Annotated in this window: 16 protein-coding genes and 1 pseudogene; 9 read left to right on the forward strand and 8 right to left on the reverse strand. The window is 60.6% G+C overall.

The window, feature by feature from the left end:
• Nucleotides 1-20 precede the first annotated feature (20 nt).
• Together B8991_RS11825 and B8991_RS11830 are read left to right on the forward strand one after the other, a co-directional pair.
• Nucleotides 21-731 carry a GntR family transcriptional regulator gene (locus tag B8991_RS11825; protein WP_084353207.1) on the forward strand — a complete coding sequence of 237 codons (711 nt, stop codon included), beginning with the start codon at nt 21-23 and terminating at the stop codon, nt 729-731.
• Nucleotides 728-1573 carry a fumarylacetoacetate hydrolase family protein gene (locus tag B8991_RS11830; RefSeq protein ID WP_084353208.1) on the forward strand — a complete coding sequence of 282 codons (846 nt, stop codon included), beginning with the start codon at nt 728-730 and terminating at the stop codon, nt 1571-1573. Before B8991_RS11825 ends, B8991_RS11830 begins: the two co-directional genes overlap by 4 nt.
• A 308-nt stretch (nt 1574-1881) precedes the next feature.
• On the opposite strand, the gene B8991_RS11835 is transcribed toward B8991_RS11830, so the two are convergent.
• Nucleotides 1882-2829: a 2-hydroxyacid dehydrogenase gene (locus B8991_RS11835; protein WP_084353209.1), complete on the reverse strand. Its 948-nt coding sequence runs from the start codon at nt 2827-2829 to the stop codon at nt 1882-1884.
• Nucleotides 2830-2845: 16 nt separating this feature from the next.
• Entirely contained in the window at nt 2846-4015 is a 1170-nt protein-coding gene (locus B8991_RS11840; protein ID WP_084353210.1) for a pyridoxal phosphate-dependent aminotransferase, read from the reverse strand.
• Nucleotides 4016-4484: 469 nt separating this feature from the next.
• Here B8991_RS11840 and B8991_RS11845 point away from each other — a divergent pair, with 469 nt between their 5' ends.
• The 3 genes from B8991_RS11845 to B8991_RS11855 are packed head-to-tail and all read left to right on the forward strand — an operon-like array spanning nt 4485 to nt 6377.
• A complete protein-coding gene (locus tag B8991_RS11845) occupies nt 4485-4955 on the forward strand; it encodes a hypothetical protein (protein ID WP_143514581.1) in 471 nt (156 codons plus the stop codon).
• The gene (locus tag B8991_RS11850; RefSeq protein WP_084353212.1) at nt 4955-5359 is read left to right on the forward strand and encodes a phage holin family protein; all 405 of its coding nucleotides are present in this window, start codon (nt 4955-4957) and stop codon (nt 5357-5359) included. The genes B8991_RS11845 and B8991_RS11850 overlap by 1 nt, the downstream gene beginning before the upstream one ends.
• On the forward strand, nt 5349-6377 hold the full coding sequence (locus B8991_RS11855; RefSeq protein WP_084353213.1) for a DUF3618 domain-containing protein: 1029 nt from the start codon (nt 5349-5351) through the stop codon (nt 6375-6377). Before B8991_RS11850 ends, B8991_RS11855 begins: the two co-directional genes overlap by 11 nt.
• A 291-nt stretch (nt 6378-6668) precedes the next feature.
• Here the strand turns inward: B8991_RS11855 and B8991_RS11860 are convergent, their stop codons facing one another.
• On the reverse strand, nt 6669-7904 hold the full coding sequence (locus B8991_RS11860) for a saccharopine dehydrogenase family protein (protein WP_084353214.1): 1236 nt from the start codon (nt 7902-7904) through the stop codon (nt 6669-6671).
• Between the two features lie 66 nt (nt 7905-7970).
• Nucleotides 7971-9065 carry a carboxynorspermidine decarboxylase gene (locus B8991_RS11865; RefSeq protein ID WP_084353280.1) on the reverse strand — a complete coding sequence of 365 codons (1095 nt, stop codon included), beginning with the start codon at nt 9063-9065 and terminating at the stop codon, nt 7971-7973.
• 370 nt (nt 9066-9435) lie between these two features.
• Between B8991_RS11865 and B8991_RS11870 the strand changes: the two genes are divergently transcribed.
• From B8991_RS11870 to B8991_RS11880, 3 genes are all read left to right on the forward strand, one after another.
• A complete protein-coding gene (locus B8991_RS11870) occupies nt 9436-10533 on the forward strand; it encodes a D-alanyl-D-alanine carboxypeptidase family protein (protein WP_084353215.1) in 1098 nt (365 codons plus the stop codon).
• 298 nt (nt 10534-10831) lie between these two features.
• A complete protein-coding gene (locus B8991_RS11875; RefSeq protein WP_235866612.1) occupies nt 10832-11233 on the forward strand; it encodes an MbcA/ParS/Xre antitoxin family protein in 402 nt (133 codons plus the stop codon).
• A complete protein-coding gene (locus B8991_RS11880; protein ID WP_218673224.1) occupies nt 11230-11919 on the forward strand; it encodes an RES family NAD+ phosphorylase in 690 nt (229 codons plus the stop codon). The genes B8991_RS11875 and B8991_RS11880 overlap by 4 nt, the downstream gene beginning before the upstream one ends.
• Nucleotides 11920-12021: 102 nt before the next feature.
• On the opposite strand, the pseudogene B8991_RS11885 reads toward B8991_RS11880, so the two are convergent.
• From B8991_RS11885 to B8991_RS11900, 4 genes and pseudogenes are all read right to left on the reverse strand, one after another.
• Nucleotides 12022-12144: pseudogene (locus B8991_RS11885) on the reverse strand (integrase core domain-containing protein); the annotation flags it as partial.
• A 55-nt stretch (nt 12145-12199) separates the two neighbouring features.
• Nucleotides 12200-12919, reverse strand: a complete 720-nt coding sequence (locus tag B8991_RS11890) for a TerC family protein (protein WP_084353218.1) — start codon at nt 12917-12919, stop codon at nt 12200-12202.
• Between the two features lie 126 nt (nt 12920-13045).
• Nucleotides 13046-16489: a pyruvate carboxylase gene (locus B8991_RS11895; RefSeq protein ID WP_084353219.1), complete on the reverse strand. Its 3444-nt coding sequence runs from the start codon at nt 16487-16489 to the stop codon at nt 13046-13048.
• 121 nt (nt 16490-16610) lie between these two features.
• A complete protein-coding gene (locus tag B8991_RS11900; protein ID WP_084353281.1) occupies nt 16611-17741 on the reverse strand; it encodes an alpha-hydroxy acid oxidase in 1131 nt (376 codons plus the stop codon).
• A gap of 145 nt (nt 17742-17886) precedes the next feature.
• Here B8991_RS11900 and B8991_RS11905 point away from each other — a divergent pair, with 145 nt between their 5' ends.
• Nucleotides 17887-20235 carry an ATP-dependent helicase gene (locus tag B8991_RS11905; protein WP_084353220.1) on the forward strand — a complete coding sequence of 783 codons (2349 nt, stop codon included), beginning with the start codon at nt 17887-17889 and terminating at the stop codon, nt 20233-20235.
• The last annotated feature ends 117 nt before the right edge of the window (nt 20236-20352 follow it).

Below are 20352 nucleotides of genomic sequence, written 5' to 3' on the forward strand. Positions count from 1 at the left end.
GTGGAGGTGAAGCGGAGACCATGACGGACAACAGCCTGGCCGAAAAAATCGCCACTTCGCTGCGCCGAGACATTCTGCGCGGAGCCCTCGCACCCGGTGCCCAGATCAAGGAACGCGACAGCGCGCAGGAAATGGGCGTCAGCCGCACGCCCATGCGCGAAGCGATCCGCATTCTTGCCAAGGAAGGCCTGGTGATGTTGCGCGCGTCGCGTAGTCCTGTGGTTGCCGATCCGTCTTTGAAAGAGGTCACAGACGCAATCGTCGTCCTGTCGGCGCTGGAGACGTTGTCGGGCAAACTGGCCTGCCGCAACGCCACCGACCAAGACATCGCAAACATCCGCGGTATCCATGAGCATTTCGTCAAAGCTTACGATCATTCCGATACGCTTGATCTGTTCGAAATCGACATGTCGTTTCACCTTGCCATCGCCAGCGCCTCGCACAATACTTCGTTGGCCGACACCCACCGCAGCTATCTTGAACGCCTCTGGCGGGCACGATTTCTGTCAGCGCGCAGGCGCAGGGCGCGGGACCGCGTCCTGAAACAGCATGGCGAAATCATCGCCGGACTGGAGGCGCGAGACGTGATCCGCGTCACTGGAGAAATCGAGCGACATCTGGAGCATCTTGTGTTGAATATCGAAACCTATTTCGAAGAACGCGCAGCGGAAGACGCATCTGAGGCCGCGCCAAAGGACAAACACGACCAACCCCGAAAGGAAGAAAAATGAAACTACTTAGATTCGGCAATGCTGGACAGGAAAAACCCGGCTTGCTGGATGGCGACGGGAACGTCCGCGATCTGTCCGCCCATGTTGATGATTTCGCCGGGCCGACCGTGGCGCTCGACGCGTTGGAGGCCTTGCGCGCCCTTGACCCCGCAGATCTGCCATTGGTCGCAGAGCCGGGTCGGATCGGCTCTTGCGTCGCCAGTGTACCGAACTTCTTCTGCATCGGGTTGAACTATACCAAACATGCCGAAGAAACCGGATCGAAGCCCCCCAAGGAACCGATCATCTTTTCCAAGGCCAGCTCTGCCTTGTCCGGGCCGTTTGATCCTGTGATCATTCCGCGTGGCTCTGAAAAGGGCGATTGGGAGGTCGAGTTGGGCGTCGTGATCGGGCGCGAGTGTCTGTACGTTTCCGAAGACGAGGCGCTGGACTATGTTGCGGGCTATTGCACCATCAACGACGTGTCGGAGCGATCGTTCCAGATCGAACGCGGCGGCCAGTGGATCAAGGGCAAATCGGCCCCCACCTTCGGCCCTGTCGGCCCCTGGCTGGTGACCGCTGACGAGGTCGGCGATCCGCAGAAGCTGGATGTGAAGCTGACCCTCAACGGCGAAGTCGTGCAGGATTCCAACACTTCCGACATGATCTTCACGGTCGCGCAGTGTATCTCGCATATGTCACAATTCATGAAACTGGTGCCAGGGGACATCATCGCCACCGGCACGCCGTCCGGTGTTGGCATGGGCATGAAGCCGCCGCGCTTCCTGCGCCCCGGCGATGTGATGGAGATCGAAGTGCAAGGGCTTGGCGCGCAGCGACAGGATACCGTCGCCGCAAAGTAAACAAAGATCTGTCCGACTATTTCGGATCAGGCTGACGCCCGATCCGAGCGGGGGCGCGGGGTTAAACCCCGCGCCCCCGAACGCAAGAAGGATATGAGATGCGCGTCTTTTCTGGCCCACGCAGTCTGAGAAGCTGCTATCGCTGATGTCCGGCCTGATCCTTACGACATGCGTTTGTATCGGAACACTGTCAGGCTGACGAACCTGATTACCGCCGCAACGGTTAATCGTCTCAAGACGCATTTCGGAGGCGGCAAACCGATGCGCGGCCTACCGCCTCTTTAAGTGGCTTCCAGACCGGTCGCTGCTTAATTCACCGGCGTTTTCAGGGGATCACCGGCAAGAAACGCCTCGATATTTGCGAGTTGCAGCTTTGCCATACGGCCGCGCGTCTCGCTGCTGCCGGAGCCTTGATGCGGTTGCAGATGAACATTGTCGAGTTTCAGAAAGCGCGGATCGATCTTCGGTTCGTTCAGAAAGACATCAAGTCCCGCACCGGCGATCCGGCCTTCTTCCAACGCATCCAGCAATGCGGCCTCGTCGATCGTGCTCCCGCGCGAAATATTGATGACAATGCCGCGCGGCCCAAGCGCATCTATCACCTGCCGGGAAACGTGCTTTTCCGTCTCGACCCCGCCAACCAGCGCCACGACAAGGATGTCGACCGCTTCGGCCATTTCCTCGGGCGAGGCATGGAAGGTCCAGCCCGGCGTCTCTTTCCGGCTGCGCGATGTGTAATGGATGTCGCATTTGAAGGCTGCGAGCCGGTCGGCAATCTCGCGTCCGATGCGTCCCAGCCCGACGATGCCGACCGTGCTGCCGCTCATCTGTCGGTTCAGTGGCAGATTTTCACCGGCGGACCAACGACCCGACCGAACCAGATCATCGCCTGCCACCATGTTACGGCATTGCGCGATTAACATCGCAACGGCCAGATCGGCCACATCGTCGTTCAGCACGTCAGGTGTGTTCGTCACGTTGATGCCGCGTTCGGTCGCGGCCGTGACGTCAATCGCGTCATACCCCACGCCGTAATTCGCAATCACGCCAAGGTTTGGAAACAGATCCATTTCCGCGCCGCCAAGCGGGTGGTGTCCTTTCACGGCTATGGCGCGGACCGAACTGCGCACAGCGTCCGGCAGGGCGGCCATGTCGGACGGCCCGGCGACGAAGGCGGATGCCAGCGCAGTTTCAAGACGGGTGCGTTCTTGTTCGGAAAAGCTGTCACCAGAGATAAGAAGGATGGGGTCAGACATGGATAACCTCTTATTGTCAGAGTATTGCGGCGATACGTTCAATCGCGGAACGTATATTCTCGGTTGAGTTGGCGTAGGAGAAACGCAGATACCCCTCGCCGAATTTACCAAAGCTGGTGCCCGCAACCGTGGCAACGCCAGCCTCGTTAAGGAACCGGTCCTGCGCTTCGCGCGAGGTCATTCCGGTGCCTTCGATATTGGGGAACGCATAGAAAGCCCCCGCCGCGTCCGGGCAGCGAAAGCCCGGCAGGCCATTCAGCGCATCCACGATCACCTGACGGCGGGTGTCAAACTGCGCGACCATCTCGCGCACCGCGTCCTGCGGGCCGTTCAGCGCCGCGATCCCGGCGAATTGAGTCGCCGCGTTCACGCAGGAATGATCGTTGATGCACAGCCGCGTGACATGTTCGACGCAGGCATCCGGCCAGACCGCATAGCCCAGCCGCCAGCCGGTCATCGCATAGGTCTTGGACCAGCCATCCAGCATGATCAACCGGCCGCGGATCTCGGGATATTGCAGCAGGCTGGTATGTTCCCGCCCGCCGTATAGCATGTTGGAGTAGATCTCGTCGGACATCAGCGCAACATGAGGATGCGCCTCCAGCCCCTTCACCAGCTTGTCAATTTCCTCTTTTGGCGTGACGCCGCCGGTGGGATTTGCGGGCGAGTTTATGATGATCAGCCGGGTGCGGTCGGTGATCTGTGCCAAAAGCGCCTCGGCCGAGAAGGCAAACCCGTTCTTTTCCTCCAGAGCAATCGGCACCGGCGTGGCACCGGAATAGCGGATCACGGATTCGTAGATCGGAAAGCCGGGATTGGGATACATGATCTCGGCCCCCGGCTGCCCGAACATCAGGACCGCAAAGAACATCGTGGGCTTGCCGCCGGGTACGACGACCACATTGTCAGGATTGACCTCAACCCCGTGTCGGCGGTGCAGATCGGCTGTGACCGCTTCGCGCAAGGGCAGCAACCCGCTTGCCGGAGTATACCCGTGGTGGCCGTCCTGTAGCGCCTTGATGCCCGCCTCGACTATGTGATCGGGCGTACGAAAATCCGGCTGGCCGATGCCAAGATTGATGATGTCGCGCCCCTCGCCCGAAAGCTTTGCGGCACGCGCCAGAACCTCGAACGCGGATTCCGTCCCCAGCCGTCCCAGCGAGTCGGCAAATTTCAACTGTGTCATCTGTGGCTCTCCCTACTGCCGCTGGCGCGAACGCCCCTGTCCCGGATGTCTGATTTGAACAGGTTTCGGACCTTATTCGGGCTTGGTATACCAAACATCCGGGCACGGCAATCGTGCCGAAACACATGCCGCGCAAGGGGATCGCTGCAAGACAAGCACCAACAGCGGAGGGCATATGATTTCGGACCTGCGGGCCTTGGCCGCAAGGCGCGGCAGCCGGCCAAGTTTGACCGCAAGAACGCGGAAAAATGTGCAGATCAACCATGTATAACGCATCAGAGCCGCTTTGGTTCCGGTTAAAAAGCGACCCTCGCGACCTTTCCCGAAATCTATGCGCTTCTTCGTTTTTTGGATGCAGATCGTGGAACTTTAGCCTGTCGTCGCGCCTTCTTTCAGCAATAGGCGGTCGCGATGACCGCTGCAATCACCGCGCGATTCAAACCGCGGAATGTTCAGAAGGATGGATATGATGACGCAAGATGACACCGTCCAGAAAGACTTCGAAAGCACCAAAGCTGACGTGAAGGCGGCGGCAGAGGATCTGCGTGACGACGCCCGAGGCGCGGCGCGCCATATGCGCTCTGAGGCAGAAAAGATTGCCGGGGATCAGGCCAACGCTGCCCGCCAGCGTGTTGCTGATGAAGTCGGCAGTCTTGGGGGCGCACTTCGCAAGGCGGCCCGCGACCTTGAAGCCGGCACGATTCAGGAGCAAGCGATGTCGCGCGTTGCCGAAGGCATTGCCGACCTGTCCGACAACATCGCCACCGCTGATCTGCGCCAGGGTGTTGACGACATGGCCGGATATGCGCGCCGCCAGCCGGTTGCGTTTCTGGGGGCCGCAGCGCTGCTGGGTTTTGCCGGGGCGCGGTTCCTGAAAGCATCGGATCACACGCCGTCGCGTGCCGACGACCTTTCGGAAGATTGGCCGGAGTATAGCTGATGACCCCAAGCGACCATCCCAAGACCTCTACAGCATCGCTTCTTCAGTCGCTCATAGAGCAGCTGTCAGGCCTGTTCAGAGGCGAGGTGGATCTGCTGAAGGCCGAGATGTCCGAGAAGGCATCCTCCATAGGCGGAGCGCTGGGGTTGGTTGTCGCGGGTGTGGTGGTGACGCTGGTCGCGTTGCACGCATTCGCCGCCGCCGCCGTGTTCGGGTTGATGGAATACGGGCTGCATCCCGGCCTTGCCGCGCTGGCGATTGGGGCGGTGCTCGCGCTGATCGCGCTGATCATGGTGAAGATCGCCGTCGCCAGATTGAAAAACACGTCGCTCACACCCGAGCGTACCGCGAATAACGTCCGCAAGGACGCTCATGTCATAAAGGAGAAAACCCATGCCGGTTGATTCAAGCGAACTCGAACGTGAACTCGAACGTCGTCGCGCCCGTCTCGGTGCGACTCTGGAAGATCTCGGCGACAGGTTGTCGCCCGAAAAGGCCCTGCAAAACGCTTCGGAAATGGCAAATGATCTGGGCCACACTGCCGTGCAAGTCGCCAAGCGCAATCCATTGGCACTGGCCCTTGTCGGTGTCGGTGTAGCGTTGGCCCTGTCGAACACCGGCCCGACTGCCGGACAAATCCGCCGCGGCGGTGAGCGTCTGGGCGACAAGGGTCGCGATCTGGGGCGCAGCCTGCGTGATCGCCTACCCCATGCAGACGATGGTGATGATACGGTTCAAGCCGGCGCCGTGACCGGGCATACAGTCCGCGCCACACCGATGATCAACAGAAGGTCGCCAGCGTGGATGGCCGATGTGCATGATACCCCTGCGGTATCGCAAAGCCGCATCGAAGAGCTGCGCGAGAACGCCCGTGCCAAGGGCGAAGAAATCAGCGACGCGGTCGCCAGCCGCCGGGCACGGCTTGTCGCAAAGGCCGAACGGTTGCGCGAAAGGTTTGCCGAAGGCACCGACCATCTGAGCACCGAGGCCCGCAACCGGGTGGTCGAGGCACGCGAGCAGGCTTATGTGCTGAGCCGCCGCGCTCAGGATGCGGCCAGTGAAGGGGCTACGAAGGCGCGTGGATTCTATGAGGAACACCCCTTGGTGGTGGGCGCGCTGGCCATCGCCGGTGGCGCGGCTGTGGGCGCGCTGTTGCAACGCACCGATCGCGAAAACCGGGCCTTCGGTGGGTATTCCGACCGTTTTGTCTCAGAGGCAGAGCGTGTGTTCGAAGAGGAAAGCCGCAAGGCGCTGGACGCCGGACGCGCCGCTTATGAAGAAGGCAAAGCGACGCTGAAGGAAAAAACCGGGGATGCATCGGCAGCGGACGTCAAGGACGCAGCCGAAGAAACCGGAAAACGCGCCGCACAGGCCGCCAAGTCAACGGCAAAAGACGAGGGGCTTGGCAAGCCTACCCACTAGTTCAAGGGTTCTTAAAGAGTTCGCCCGGTGCCTTGCGCACCGGGCTTTTTTGTTATTCGCTAAAGACATCGAGCGGTTTGGGCCGAGATGTGCAGAACTGTGCATCGCGAAAATACGCAGTTTGCAGTTATGCGGGCCTATTCGAGCGGACCCGCATATCTCGTCGAAAGGTCTGTCAGCGCGTGTTTGGGCGCGGCTCTGTGCCAGACAAACAGCCGACAGCCATTGATTGGCCTTCCGCAAGTCAGCGCCAGCAGAATGCGGAAGGCAATACAGCACCTTTGGCCTACCCTAAGCGTTCCACGGCCGATCGCCGCTGTCGTCCCGGATCATGGTGGGCAGCCCCATACGGTCGAGCAGCGTGAAGAACGGTTTCGGGTCCAGTTCCTCGACATTTTTCATCGCCTTGGCATCCCATTCGCCCGAAGCGACCAGTATGGCCGCAGCAACAGGCGGCACGCCGGCGGTATAGCTGATGCCCTGGCTGCCCACTTCCTTATACGCTTCGGCATGATCGGCGACGTTATAGACAAACAGTTCGACTTCTTTGCCGTCTTTCACGCCTTTGACAAAATCGCCAATGCAGGTCTTGCCGGTATAGCCCGGCGCAAGCGAGGCCGGATCGGGCAGCACCGCCTTGACCACTTTCAGCGGAACAACCTCCTGCCCCTCGGCGGTCGTCACCGGTTGTTCGGACAAAAGCCCGAGGTTCTGAAGAACGGTGAACACGTTGATGTAATGTTCGCCAAAGCCCATCCAGAACCGGACATCGGCCTGCGGGTAATTTGCCGAAAGCGAATGCACCTCGTCATGCCCGGACATGTAGGCCATCTGTTTGCCCACCACGGGCAGATCCCATTCACGGCCGACCTCGAACATCGCGTTTTCCTGCCATGCGCCGTTCTGCCAGGAATAGACGGTCCCGGTGAATTCACGGAAGTTGATCTCGGGGTCGAAATTGGTCGCGAAATACTTGCCGTGTGACCCTGCGTTGATGTCGACGATGTCGATGCTGTGCACCTCGTCCATCCGGTCGGCGGCAAAGCGGGCGAAGGCGTTGACGACACCCGGATCGAATCCAGCGCCAAGGATCGCGGTCACGCCCTTTTCGGCACACAGGTCGCGCTTTTTCCATTCGTAATTGCCGTACCAGGGCGGCGTTTCGCAGATCTTGTCAGGGTATTCGTGAATCGCCGTGTCGATATAGGCGGCACCGGTTTCGATACAGGCATCCAGCACCGTCATGTTGACGAAGGCCGATCCGACATTGATCACGATCTGCGCGCCGGTCTCGCGGATCAGCGTGGCCACTGCCGCACTGTCCATCGCGTCAACCTGATGGGCGGCAAGCACGCCGTCCTGCTTCATCGCCGATTTCTCGTGGACCGAGGCGATGATCCCTTCGCATTTGGACAAGGTCCGGCTGGCGATATGAATATCGCCCAACACATCATTGTTCTGCGCGCATTTATGCGCAACGACCTGAGCAACGCCGCCGGCGCCGATGATGAGAACGTGTTTTTTCAACTGACAGAACCCCTTTTTCGTTCGCAAGTATTCCTGGCGCTTAATTTTAACGCCCATGCGCGAGAGTCACGACAAGGCCGCCGCAAAATCGCCATATGTGAAGTCGCGGACCAGCCGCTCTGTCCCGTCCATCTCACGGATCGCGATGGCGGGCATTTTCACGCCATTGAACCAGTTTTTCTTGACCATTGTGTAACCACCCGCGTCCTGCATCGACAAACGGTCACCGGGCTTCAGCGGCGCAGGAAAGCGGAACTCGCCGAAGATATCGCCCGCAAGGCAGGATTTCCCGCAGATCATCCACTCTTCCGGCCCGTCATTCGGCACCACCTTGGCGCTTTCGCGGTAGATCAACAGATCAAGCATATGTGCCTCGATCGAACTGTCGACGATGGCAAGGTTCTTGCCGTTGAAAAGCGTATCCAGCACCGTGACCTCCAGCGTGGTGGAGTTGGTGATCGCGGCCTCGCCCGGCTCAAGGTAAACTTGCACCTCGTTCTCACCCGCGAACCGTTTCAGCCGTTCGGCCAGCTTGTCCAGCGGATAGTCCTCGCCGGTGAAATGGATGCCGCCGCCAAGGCTGAGCCAGCCCATCCGACGGATCAACGTGCCAAAACGCGCCTCGATCAGGTCAAGCATCTCGTCGAACCGGGCAAAGTCGCTGTTTTCGCAATTGTTGTGGAACATGAAGCCGCTGATAAGGTCCGCGACGGGTTCTATATCGGCCGGATCATGTTCACCCAGACGGCTGAACGGGCGCGCGGGATCGGCCAGATCAAAACCGGATGTGGACACGCCCGGATTGACGCGCAGCCCGCGAACATGATCGCGGCTGACCGTTTCGAACCGGCGCAGTTGTGCTGCGGTGTTGAAAATCACCTTGTCGGAATTGGCCAGCACCTCATCGATCTCATGGTCGGCCCAAGCGACGGAATAGGCATGTGTCTCACCCGGAAACTTTTCGCGTCCAAGTTTCACCTCGAACAGTGAACTGGAGGTGGTGCCGTCCATATACTCGCTCATCAGATCAAACACCGACCAGGTGGCGAAACATTTCAACGCCAGCAGCGCCTTGGCACCTGATGCCTCGCGCAGCCACGCGATCTTTTCGAGGTTCGGCAGCAGCCGCGACTTGTCGATCAGATAATAGGGTGTGTGCAGCATGTCTTTCGCCTTCCGATACGCAGGCACGGAACTGGCGGTATAGGCGAATTGGACCGGTGGAACAAGCCACCGGAGCGCAAGGAAACCCTCGCCAGAGACGCAAGTGCATCTCCTCTGATGTGCCTTTTGACAAAGCGTTGCGAGCGGAGATTGCATGTAGCGGACCGGCACTTTCGATCCTCTGCCATAGACGATCTACCCACCCCATCCGACACCGCGTCGGACAAGATTCACTGTCCATAAACCCTGACGCCTTAAGACCGTCGCAGGAAGGGTGCGGGACAGTTCTGTCATCGCCCGAACCATTTGAGGGCGAAACATGCGCGGTGCAAACCGATATTCAAAGCGTTTATGTCTCTGCTTCGGAATGGCATTGAAACGGCTCGCCCTGTTGCTTTTCCTGTTGTCTCCCTTCGCCGCCGGTGCTGCCCCCCAAGCCGCGGTGGTCATGGACACCCGCAACGGTCAGGTCTACCTGGCCGAGGATGCCGACAAGCAACTGCATCCCGCCTCTCTGACCAAGATGATGACGCTCTACATCGCGTTTCAGGCGGCGGCCGCGGGCGAGGTTGATCTTGACGCGCAAGTCACCGTATCGGCCAAAGCCGCGGCAGTGACGGGGTCGTCATTGCATCTGCAAACAGGCGAAAGGATCAGTCTGCGCGACCTTGTAACCGCCACCGCAATCAAATCCGCCAATGATGCGGCCACCGCGCTGGCAGAGGCAATTTCGGGCACTACCGAAGGTTTCGTCGCCCGGATGAACACCACGGCCGCGCGGATCGGCATGACCCGGACGCATTTTCGCAACCCCCACGGGCTGACGGCCGACGGCCATCTTTCGACCGCGCGGGACATGTCGCTGCTGGCGCGCCAATTATTCTTCGATCATCCGGCATATTTCGACCTGTTCAGCAAAGTTCACGCATCGGCAGGTGGACGCAAGATCGCGCATACCAACCGTCGGTTTCTGGGTGCCTATTCCGGCGCTGACGGGATCAAGACCGGCTACACGCGCGCCGCCGGATACAACCTGACCGCCTCGGCGCAGCGTGGACAGAAACGTCTGATCGTGACCGTATTCGGCGCGAGGTCCTCCGCTGACAGAACCGCTCGCGTCGCAGCATTGATGAACAAGGGATTTCGTGCTGCCCTAGCTCAGGTCGAATGGGTTCCCCCTGCCCCATCACGACCGGACCTGCCTGGCCGCCCGGCAGCTGCCGCTCTTCTTGTCAGCACGCATATGGGGATCAAGCCCGTGCGAGGCCCGCAAGTTGATGGCACACTACATCCCAAAGCCAGTCGGTTCGGGTCGGTCCTCGACCAGCCCAAGACAGCGCGCTTGACGCATCCCTCGGGCAATATGGGATTGCTCAGACCCGGCAGAAAGACAACAGACGCGCCGCTCCCCGCCCTGCGTGCGGCCAGCCTTGGCGGTGTCAGTCTTGGAGCCATGCTGCGATAGCTAGGTGTTCCGTCCCGGCACTTGGTGGACTGAATTGACGGTGAGTTGAATGGGTTCTGACGTCCGGATCCTACAGATGTATTTATAGGGCGTGATGCCCTGAATGTGTTGCGCCTTCAGACGAAATCGTGGGCCGCCATGACGTCGGCGAGGTGCACTCGCACCTGATCGTGGTTGTCGGAATGGAAAGTGCGACCGTGGCGCTGACGCGCGCAGCGACCTCATCGCACTCCACCACTTGCCAAATGGCATTTATTATGTATATATATGCCATAGGAGATTTACCATGCAGTTTGCCATGATCGAACCCACCGCGTCGCGCCCTGACCTTCCCGCCATCACGGACGAGGAGGCCGCAGCCCTCGCGCGCACCACCGTCAACCTGTTTCGCGCCTGGCAGCTCAGCGATATCGAGGCCCGCACGCTGCTGGGCGACATGGCCCAGCGCACCTGGGCCCGCTGGAAGGACGGCAGCATCGGCCGGATCGACCGCGATCTGCGGGCGCGCATGGCCATCCTGATGGGGGTCCACAAGGGCCTGCGCTATCTCTTTACCGATCCTGCGCGCGGCTATGACTGGATCAGAAAACCGAACGCGGACTTCAACGGCCAAAGCGCGCTCGACATCATGATGCGCGGCGAGATCACCGACCTGATCGACCTGCGCAGCTATCTGGACGCAGAGCGCGGGGCGTGGTGACCGCACCGGTGCGCCGCGTGATCTGGCCGCGCACAGCCCGGATCATCCGTTCGATCTATCCGCCGATTGACCTGTTCGAGGACATTGCCGACCCTGCCGATTGGGAAGCGCTGGCCTCGGCCGAAGCCAAGTTCAACCCGCGCATCCGCGACAGCATCGGCGATCTCGCGAAGGTCCCCGTGGGCCGACGCGTCACTGGAACCGGCGCAAGCTGGGTCATGGCCCCCTTTGTTCACTGCTCGCCTTTGCGGCCGGGGCGGTTCAGCGATGGGACGTTCGGCCTGTATTATGCGGCCGACAGCACCGAGGTAGCCATCGCGGAAACCATCTACCACCACACGAAAACCATGCTGGCCACGGAGGAAGCCCCTGGCTGGACATCGCAGTTCCGCGAGTTGATCGGGTCGGTGGACGCCGAGATGGACGACGTGTCGGGCTTCGGCGACCTGCTGGACCCTGACGACTACGGGCCCTCTCAGGTGTTCGGCACCGAACGGCGCGCGGCGGGTTCGAACGGCATAACCTGGCCCAGCGTCCGGTTTGCGGGCGGCAACTGCATCGCCGCATTCTGGCCCGATGTGATTCCGATCCCCGCACAGGGGGCGCATTTTGCCTACCACTGGAATGGCAGCGCGGTAGATTACGTCAAGAAGCTGGATACCGGAGATATGATGCGGGTTCGATGACCGCTCGTCGGGCGCAGACAGCCGCACCGCGCAACCGCTGGAATTGCCCTTCGCGAATTCTCCCGCCACTATCCCATGAATTTCGCTGATAAACAGATTTGACCAATGCCTCACGATCTTTCGGGCTTCGGCGAGGTTGGCGAAGATATGTTCATTCAGACACGCATCTCGCAGCCGGCCATTGACGCTTTCCACGACTGCGTTTTGCATTGGCTCGCCGGGGGCGCGATGCAGTCCCAGCCGACACCAGTCCCGCTTTGACCTCGGGCGGCACTCAACATCACGACCGCGCTGCGCGCCTGCGTTTGGCGCGGATCAGGTTCAACCCCTCGACCCCACCCGCAAACACCATCGCGGCGTAGATGAAGCCTCGCTCGACATGCACACCGAATCCATCGGCCATAAGCGCCATGCCGACCATCACCAGAAAGGCCAGCGCCAGCATCTTGGTAGATGGATGCGCCTCGACAAACCGGGAGATCGGCTCGGCCGCCACCATCATCACGAGAATCGCGATCACCACGGCCGCGATCATCACCTCCAGATGATTTGCGATCCCCACGGCGGTAATGACGGAATCAAGCGAGAACACCACGTCAAGCACCATGATCTGCACCAGAACAGAGGCAAAGCTGGCGGCAACCACATTGGCTTCGTGTTTCACGCCTTCGACCTCGTCGAAAATCTCGGTCGAGGCTTTCCAGATCAGAAAAAGGCCACCGGCCAGCAGGATCATGTCACGCCAGCTGAACGGATGCCCGAACACCTCGAAGAGCGGATCCTTGAGCGAAACGATCCACGCGATTGAAAACAGCAGCGCCACACGCAGAACCAGCGCACCCGAAAGCCCGATCAGCCGGGCGGATCGGCGCTGTTCTTCCGGCAGTTTTGCTGCGGCAATCGAGATGAAGATGACGTTGTCCACGCCAAGCACGATCTCAAGCACCGTCAGCGTCAGGAAGGACGCCCAGACGGCGGGATCAGATAGCAGATGCATCATTTTATTACGTCCCGGAACAGTTTCTGCTGCACAAGCATCACACCGACCGATGGGTCACGCATTGCTCAACACGCGTAAACTTGTGTCGCCGCCCCGGTTCGGCAAGGTTCCGGGGCGACGAATTTCCTAGGCTTCGTATTCGACCAGCAGATCCTTGGCATCAATCTGGGCCCCGGGCTGGACATGCACGGCCGCGACCACCGCGTCACGCTCTGCATGGATGCCGGTTTCCATCTTCATCGCCTCGATTGTCAGCAGCAGGTCGCCCTGTTTCACGGGACGTCCAGCCTGCGCCGCAACAGAGGCGACGACACCGGGCATCGGGGCACCGACATGGTTGGCATTGCCCAGTTCCGCCTTGGACCGTGCAGCGGTGCTGGCCTTGGATTTGCGGTCCGGCACGCGGATCACGCGGGGTTGGCCGTTCAGTTCGAAGAACACCCTGACTTCGCCGTTCTCGTCGGTCTCGCCCAGCGTCTGAAGGCGGATCTCCATAGTCTTGCCGGGATCAATCTCGGCCGAGATTTCCTCGCCCGGTTCCATCCCGTAAAAGAACGTCCTCGTCGGCAATGACCGCACCGGACCATAGGTCTGGTGGCGCGCCATGTAGTCCAGAAACACCTTGGGATACATGAGATAGCCGTTCAGATCCTCGTCATCCACCTCTGCCCCATCCAGAAGATCCGAAAGCTCCTTGCGCTTGGCGTCCAGATCAACGGGCACAAGATGCTTGCCGGGACGTTCTGTGTTGGGCTTTTCGCCTTTCAGGATCTTCTTGAGGATACCGTCCGGGAAACCGCCCGGAGGCTGACCAAGGTTGCCGCGCATCATGTCGATGACGGAATCCGGGAAGGCCACATCGGTCTTGGGATCCTCGACCTCGGCGCGGGTCAGGTTCTGGCTGACCATCATCAACGCCATGTCGCCCACAACTTTCGAGGACGGCGTCACCTTCACGATATCGCCGAACATCCGGTTCACATCGGCATAGGTCTGGGCGACCTCGTGCCAGCGTTCCTCCAGCCCCAGGCTGCGAGCCTGCGCCTTGAGGTTGGTGAACTGGCCGCCGGGCATCTCGTGCAGATAGACCTCGGATGCGGGGGCCTGAAGACTGCTTTCAAACGCCGCGTATTTGCCGCGCACGGCCTCCCAGTAGTTCGAGATTTCGCGCACCGCCCCAATGTCCAGCCCGGTGTCGCGCTCGGTCCAGCGCAAGGCCTCGATCACAGAACCGAGCGTCGGCTGGCTGGTATTTCCGGACAGCGCGTCCATTGCCGCGTCCACCGCATCAACCCCGGCCTGCGCCGCAGCCATCACAGTGGCGATTGCGGCACCGCTGGTGTCATGCGTGTGGAAATGGATCGGCAGGCCCACCTCTTCCTTGAGCGCGGTGATCAGCGGCCCGGCGGCGGCGGGCTTCAACAGCCCTGCCATATCCTTCAGCCCCAGCACATGCGCGCCTGCGGCTTTCAGCTCCTTGCCCATGGCGACATAGTATTTCAGGTCATATTTGGCGCGATCCGGGTCGTTGATGTCGCCGGTGTAGCAGATCGTGCCTTCGCACACCTTGTTGCTGTCCAGAACCGCATCCATCGCGACGCGCATGTTCTCGACCCAGTTCAGACTGTCGAAGACGCGGAACACATCCACGCCGGTCTCGGCTGCCTGTTTGACAAAGCTCTGCACCACGTTGTCGGGGTAGTTGGTATAACCGACGCCGTTTGACGCACGCAGCAGCATTTGTGTCATCAGGTTGGGCATCCGCGTGCGCAGATCGCGCAAACGCTGCCACGGGCATTCCTGCAAGAAGCGGTATGCCACGTCGAATGTGGCACCGCCCCAGCATTCGACGCTGAACAATTGCGGCAGGTTGGCCGCATAGGCAGGCGCTACATTGATCATGTCGATCGAGCGCATCCGCGTGGCAAGCAGGGACTGGTGCCCGTCGCGCATGGTAGTGTCGGTGATCAGCACCTGCTTTTGCGCCGCCATCCAGTCGGCCACGGCCTGCGGGCCTTTTTCTTCCAGCAGGTTGCGGGTGCCCGGCGCAGGCTCACCACGCACTTGTGGAGCACGCGCCGGTTTAAGATCCGAGGCAGGCAGCACACGGCCCGCCGTCTCGGGATGGCCGTTCACCGAGATGTCGGCGATATAGGTCAGCACCTTGGTGCCCCGGTCCCGCCGCTTGGAGAACTCGAACAGCTCGGGCGTCTCGTCGATGAACTTGGTATGATACTGGTTGTTCAGAAACGTGGGATGCTTCAGCAGGTTTTCGACAAAGGCGATATTGGTGCTGACGCCCCGGATACGAAATTCACGCAAGGCACGGTCCATGCGCGAGATCGCCTTTTCCGGCGTCTGTGCCCAGGTCGTCACCTTTTCCAGCAGGCTGTCGTAAAACCGCGTGATGACCGCACCGGAATAGGCGGTGCCGCCATCCAGCCGCACGCCGTTACCGGTGGCGACGCGGTAGGCTACGATCCGTCCATAATCGGGGATGAAATTGTTCTGCGGATCCTCGGTGGTGATCCGGGTTTGCAGCGCATGACCATTGAGCCGAATGTCATACTGACTGGCCTTGCCGGTCGCCTCGGCAAGCGATTTGCCCTCGGCAATCAGGACCTGCGCCTGGACGATGTCGATCCCGGTGACTTCCTCGGTCACGGTGTGTTCGACCTGCACGCGCGGGTTCACCTCGATGAAGTAAAACTTGCCGGTCTCCATATCCATCAGGAATTCGACCGTTCCCGCACATTCGTAATTCACATGCGCGCAGATCTTGCGGCCAAGCTCGCAGATCTCTTCTCGCTGTGCCTCGGACAGGTAGGGCGCAGGCGCGCGCTCAACGACTTTCTGGTTGCGGCGCTGGACAGAACAATCACGTTCATACAGGTGGTAGATATTGCCGTGGCTATCGCCCAGGATCTGCACCTCGACATGCCGGGCGCGGATGATCATCTTTTCCAGATAGCCTTCGCCATTGCCGAACGCGGCCTCTGCCTCGCGGCGGCCTTCCAGCACCTTTTCCTTCAGCTCGTCAGGGCCGTTGATAGGCCGCATACCGCGACCACCCCCACCCCAGCTGGCCTTGAGCATCAGCGGATAGCCGATCGCTTCGGCCTCTTTCGCAATGGCGTCGAAATCGTCGCCCAGAACCTCGGTCGCGGGGATGACCGGGACCCCGGCATCTATTGCCACCTTGCGGGCGCTGGCCTTGTCGCCCAGAGCGCGCATGGTTTTCGCCTTGGGCCCGATGAAGGTGATGCCGTTCTCGGTGCAGGCATCCACAAAATCCGGGTTCTCCGACAGCAACCCATAACCGGGATGGATCGCGTCAGCGCCGCATTCCTTCGCCACGCGAATGATCTCGTCAATGCTGAGATAGGCGGCTACCGGCCCCATCCCCGCGCCGATACGATAAGCCTCGTCGGCCTTGAACCGGTGAAGCCCCAGCTTGTCCTCTTCGGCGTAGATCGCCACCGTGCGTTTGCCCATCTCGTTCGCGGCGCGCATGATGCGGATCGCAATTTCTCCGCGATTGGCAATGAGGATCTTGTTGAAGTCTGTCATCGTGGCGTTGTCCTGTACTTAAAGTCCATTCGGCATGTCATTTTAATCGCTTACAGTAGCGGCAGATTACAAAGATGCGAATAGTTTTTCGCACATGCAGCATTGCATGGTTCTGGTCACGCTAACGTAAGCAATTTGAAAGGTCCGCGAGGTTTTTTGCCCCGATTTGCCCCATATTGGCGGCCATATCGCGGGTCAGCATGTCAATCAGATGCGGCGGCCCGTCATCGCCCAATGCCGCAAGCGCGAAATGCCAGGCGCTGGCCATCATCACGAAATCGGCCCCCAGCGCCACGGCGCGCAGGATGTCCAGACCGCCCTCGATGCCGCTGTCGAAGATCAAAGGCAGATCGGTCGCGGCGCGGATTTCCGGCAGAACCTCGATGCTGGCCGGTGCGGCGTCAAACTGGCGCCCGGCATGGTTGGACACCCAAAGCGCGTCGACGCCCGCAGCCTCCAATCGCTCGGCGTCGTCGGCACGCATCACGCCCTTGACGACAAACGGCCCGTCCCAGCCATCGCGCAGCCAGCGCAGATAGTCCCATCCCGGCGACGTCCGCAGAAGATAGCCTGCATGTTCCGTGCTGCTGAGGCCGGTCACCTTGGCGGCGTAATCATCAATCAGGCGCATCCTCGGCATGCCCTGCTGCAAGGTCCCCAAGGCCCAAGCCGGGCAGCGCGCCACCTGTGCCAGCACCCGCGGCGTCAGACGTGGCGGTGAGGTCAGACCAGAACGCAACTGCCGTTCGCGGCGGCTTGCCACGGGCACATCCACCGTCAGCACCAGCACCGAGAATCCCGCGTCTTTGGCGCGGCGCAGCATGTCGGTACGCACGGCCTCGTCCCGTGGTGGATACATCTGAAACCAGCCATTGCCGTCGATATGCGGGGTCAGATCCTCTGGAGTGCGGGTGGCGACGGTCGACAGGCTGTAGGGCAAACCCGCGCGCGTTGCCGCTGCCGCCAGTCTGCGCTCGGCATCCGGCCAAAGCAGCCCGGACATGCCCACCGGGCTGACACCGAAAGGCAAGGGATAGCTTTGGCCAAACAGCGTCGTGGACAGGTCGGGCGTGAATTCGCCATGAAGAATCGAGGGCATGAAAAGGACATCATCCAGCTTGGCCCGGTTGCGTGCCCTCGTGGCCTCGGTTCCGGTAGCGCTGGCCAGATATTCCCATGCGAAATGCGGCACACGCCGCTGCGCGCGGTCCTTCAGGTCGGCGATTGCCGGAAAGCGAGCGTGAAGATCCATGCCGCTTATGTGCGACGGAAGCCGCGTCTTGTCCAGCAGATCGCGGGTCGGCAGAACGCTAAAGTCGGAAATTTCTCCGAAAAGCGGCACGAACATAGCAGGAACGAGCCTTCCCTTCCGTCATATCCTCGACTAGGTTCGGCGCATGAGCAGTTTCGACGAAATGGACGCCTTTGAAGGCGCATCACTTTCCGCACGCGCCATGGCTGCGCGGCCTAGCCGGTATTTGAATGATCTAAATCCCGCTCAGCGCGAGGCGGTGGAAACATTGGACGGCCCGTTGCTGATACTTGCCGGTGCCGGCACCGGCAAAACCAAGGCGCTTATGGCGCGTGTTGCTCATCTTATCACCATGCAGCGTGCACGACACGATCAAATTCTCGCCGTGACGTTCACCAATAAGGCCGCGCGGGAAATGCAGCAGCGGCTGGCCAGAACGCCGTTTGAGATCAACGGACCAGTAAGGTGGATGGGCACCTTCCATTCCATCAGCGCAAAACTGCTGCGCCGCCATGCCGAACTGGCCGGGCTGAAGTCCAACTTCACCATCCTGGACACCGACGACCAGATCCGGCTGTTGAAACAGTTGATCCGCGCCGCCAACATCGACGACAAGCGCTGGCCCGCGCGGCAGTTGGCAGGCATCATTGACGGCTGGAAAAACCGCGCCCTGACGCCCTCCAAGGTGCCTGCTGCGGATGCCGGTGCCTACAATCAGCGCGGCGCGGAACTATACGCCCAATATCAAGCCCGCTTGCGAGAGTTGAACGCGGTCGATTTCGGTGATCTGCTGCTGCATGTCGTGACAATCTTTCAGGCGCATCCAGACGTGCTGGAACAGTATCAACGCTGGTTCAAATACATCCTCGTGGACGAGTACCAGGATACCAACGTCGCGCAGTATATGTGGTTGCGGCTGCTGGCAGCGTCGCACAAGAACATCTGCTGCGTGGGCGATGACGATCAGTCGATCTATGGCTGGCGCGGGGCCGAGGTGGGCAATATCCTGCGCTTTGAAAAGGATTTTCCCGGCGCGCATGTGGTGCGGCTGGAACAGAACTACCGATCCACCCCGCATATCCTTGCCGCTGCATCCGGTGTGATCGACGGCAACAAGGGTCGTCTGGGCAAGACGCTGTGGACCGAGGCACAGGACGGCGAAAAGGTCCGCCTGATCGGCCATTGGGACGGCGAGGAAGAGGCTCGCTGGATCGGTGAGGAAATCGAGGCGATGCAGAAGGGCACGCGCGGGATGCGCAGCGTGTCGCTGGACGAGATGGCGATTCTGGTCCGCGCCTCGCATCAGATGCGTGCGTTCGAGGACCGGTTCCTGACCATCGGCCTGCCCTACCGCGTGATCGGCGGCCCGCGCTTCTATGAGCGGCTGGAGATCCGCGATGCCATGGCCTATTTCCGCTGCGTGGTCAGTCCGGATGACGATCTGGCGTTCGAGCGCATCGTCAACACGCCCAAACGCGGGCTTGGCGACAAGGCCCAGCAGACCATCCAGGCCACAGCCCGCGCCAACGGCGTGTCCCTGATCGACGGGGCCGCGCTGGCCATCGAACAGGGTTTGCTGAAGGGCAAGGGTGCCAAGGAACTGGGCAAGCTGGTCGTGGATCTGGCACGCTGGGGCCGGATGGCGGGTGACGACGATCTGACCCATATGGAACTGGCCGAGATCATTCTCGACGAATCCGGCTATACCGGCATGTGGCAGAACGACAAGACGCCCGAGGCACCGGGCCGGCTTGAAAACCTCAAGGAACTGGTGAAGGCGCTGGAAAATTTCGACAACCTGCAAGGGTTCCTCGAACATGTCAGCCTGATCATGGACAATGAAACCGACGATGGCGGTGCCAAGGTCAGCATCATGACGCTGCACGCGGCCAAGGGGCTGGAATTTCCTGCTGTGTTTTTGCCAGGCTGGGAGGACGGGCTGTTTCCCTCGCAACGATCCATGGATGAAAGCGGCGTGAAAGGGCTGGAGGAAGAACGACGCCTCGCCTATGTCGGCATCACCCGTGCCGAGGAAATCTGCACCATTTCCTTTGCTGCGAATCGCCGTGTCTTCGGCCAGTGGCAATCGGCCCTGCCGTCGCGCTTCATCGACGAATTGCCCGAAGAGCATGTCGATGTGCTGACCCCGCCGGGCCTTTACGGTGGCGGCTACGGTGCGGCGGGCATGGGCGGATCATCGGGCATCGAACAGCGCGCGGCCGATGCCAATGTCTACAACTCGCCGGGCTGGCGACGCTTGCAGGAACGCTCTGCCCAGCGACCTGTCAGCCAGCCGCGCGAGACCCGAAATACCGTGATCGACCTGCAAGCCGTGTCAAGTTTTGAGACCGGAGAGCGCGTGTTTCACCAGAAATTCGGCTATGGCAGCATCATCGGGATCGAAGGTGACAAGCTGGAAATCGCGTTTGAGAAGGCCGGGACCAAGAAGGTCGTGGCCAGCTATATCTCAGCCGCGGACGACATTCCTTTTTGACCTGATCCTGCGGGGCTGGATTGCAGAACCCCGTGCGTCCGCCCGGCAGGACAGCACCGCGGAGCGTCCACCTTATTTGGTCGCACGCATGTTCGGCCATTATGATCTGTCTTACCG

The organism is Primorskyibacter flagellatus, from assembly GCF_900176485.1.
Lineage (GTDB): Bacteria > Pseudomonadota > Alphaproteobacteria > Rhodobacterales > Rhodobacteraceae > Primorskyibacter > Primorskyibacter flagellatus.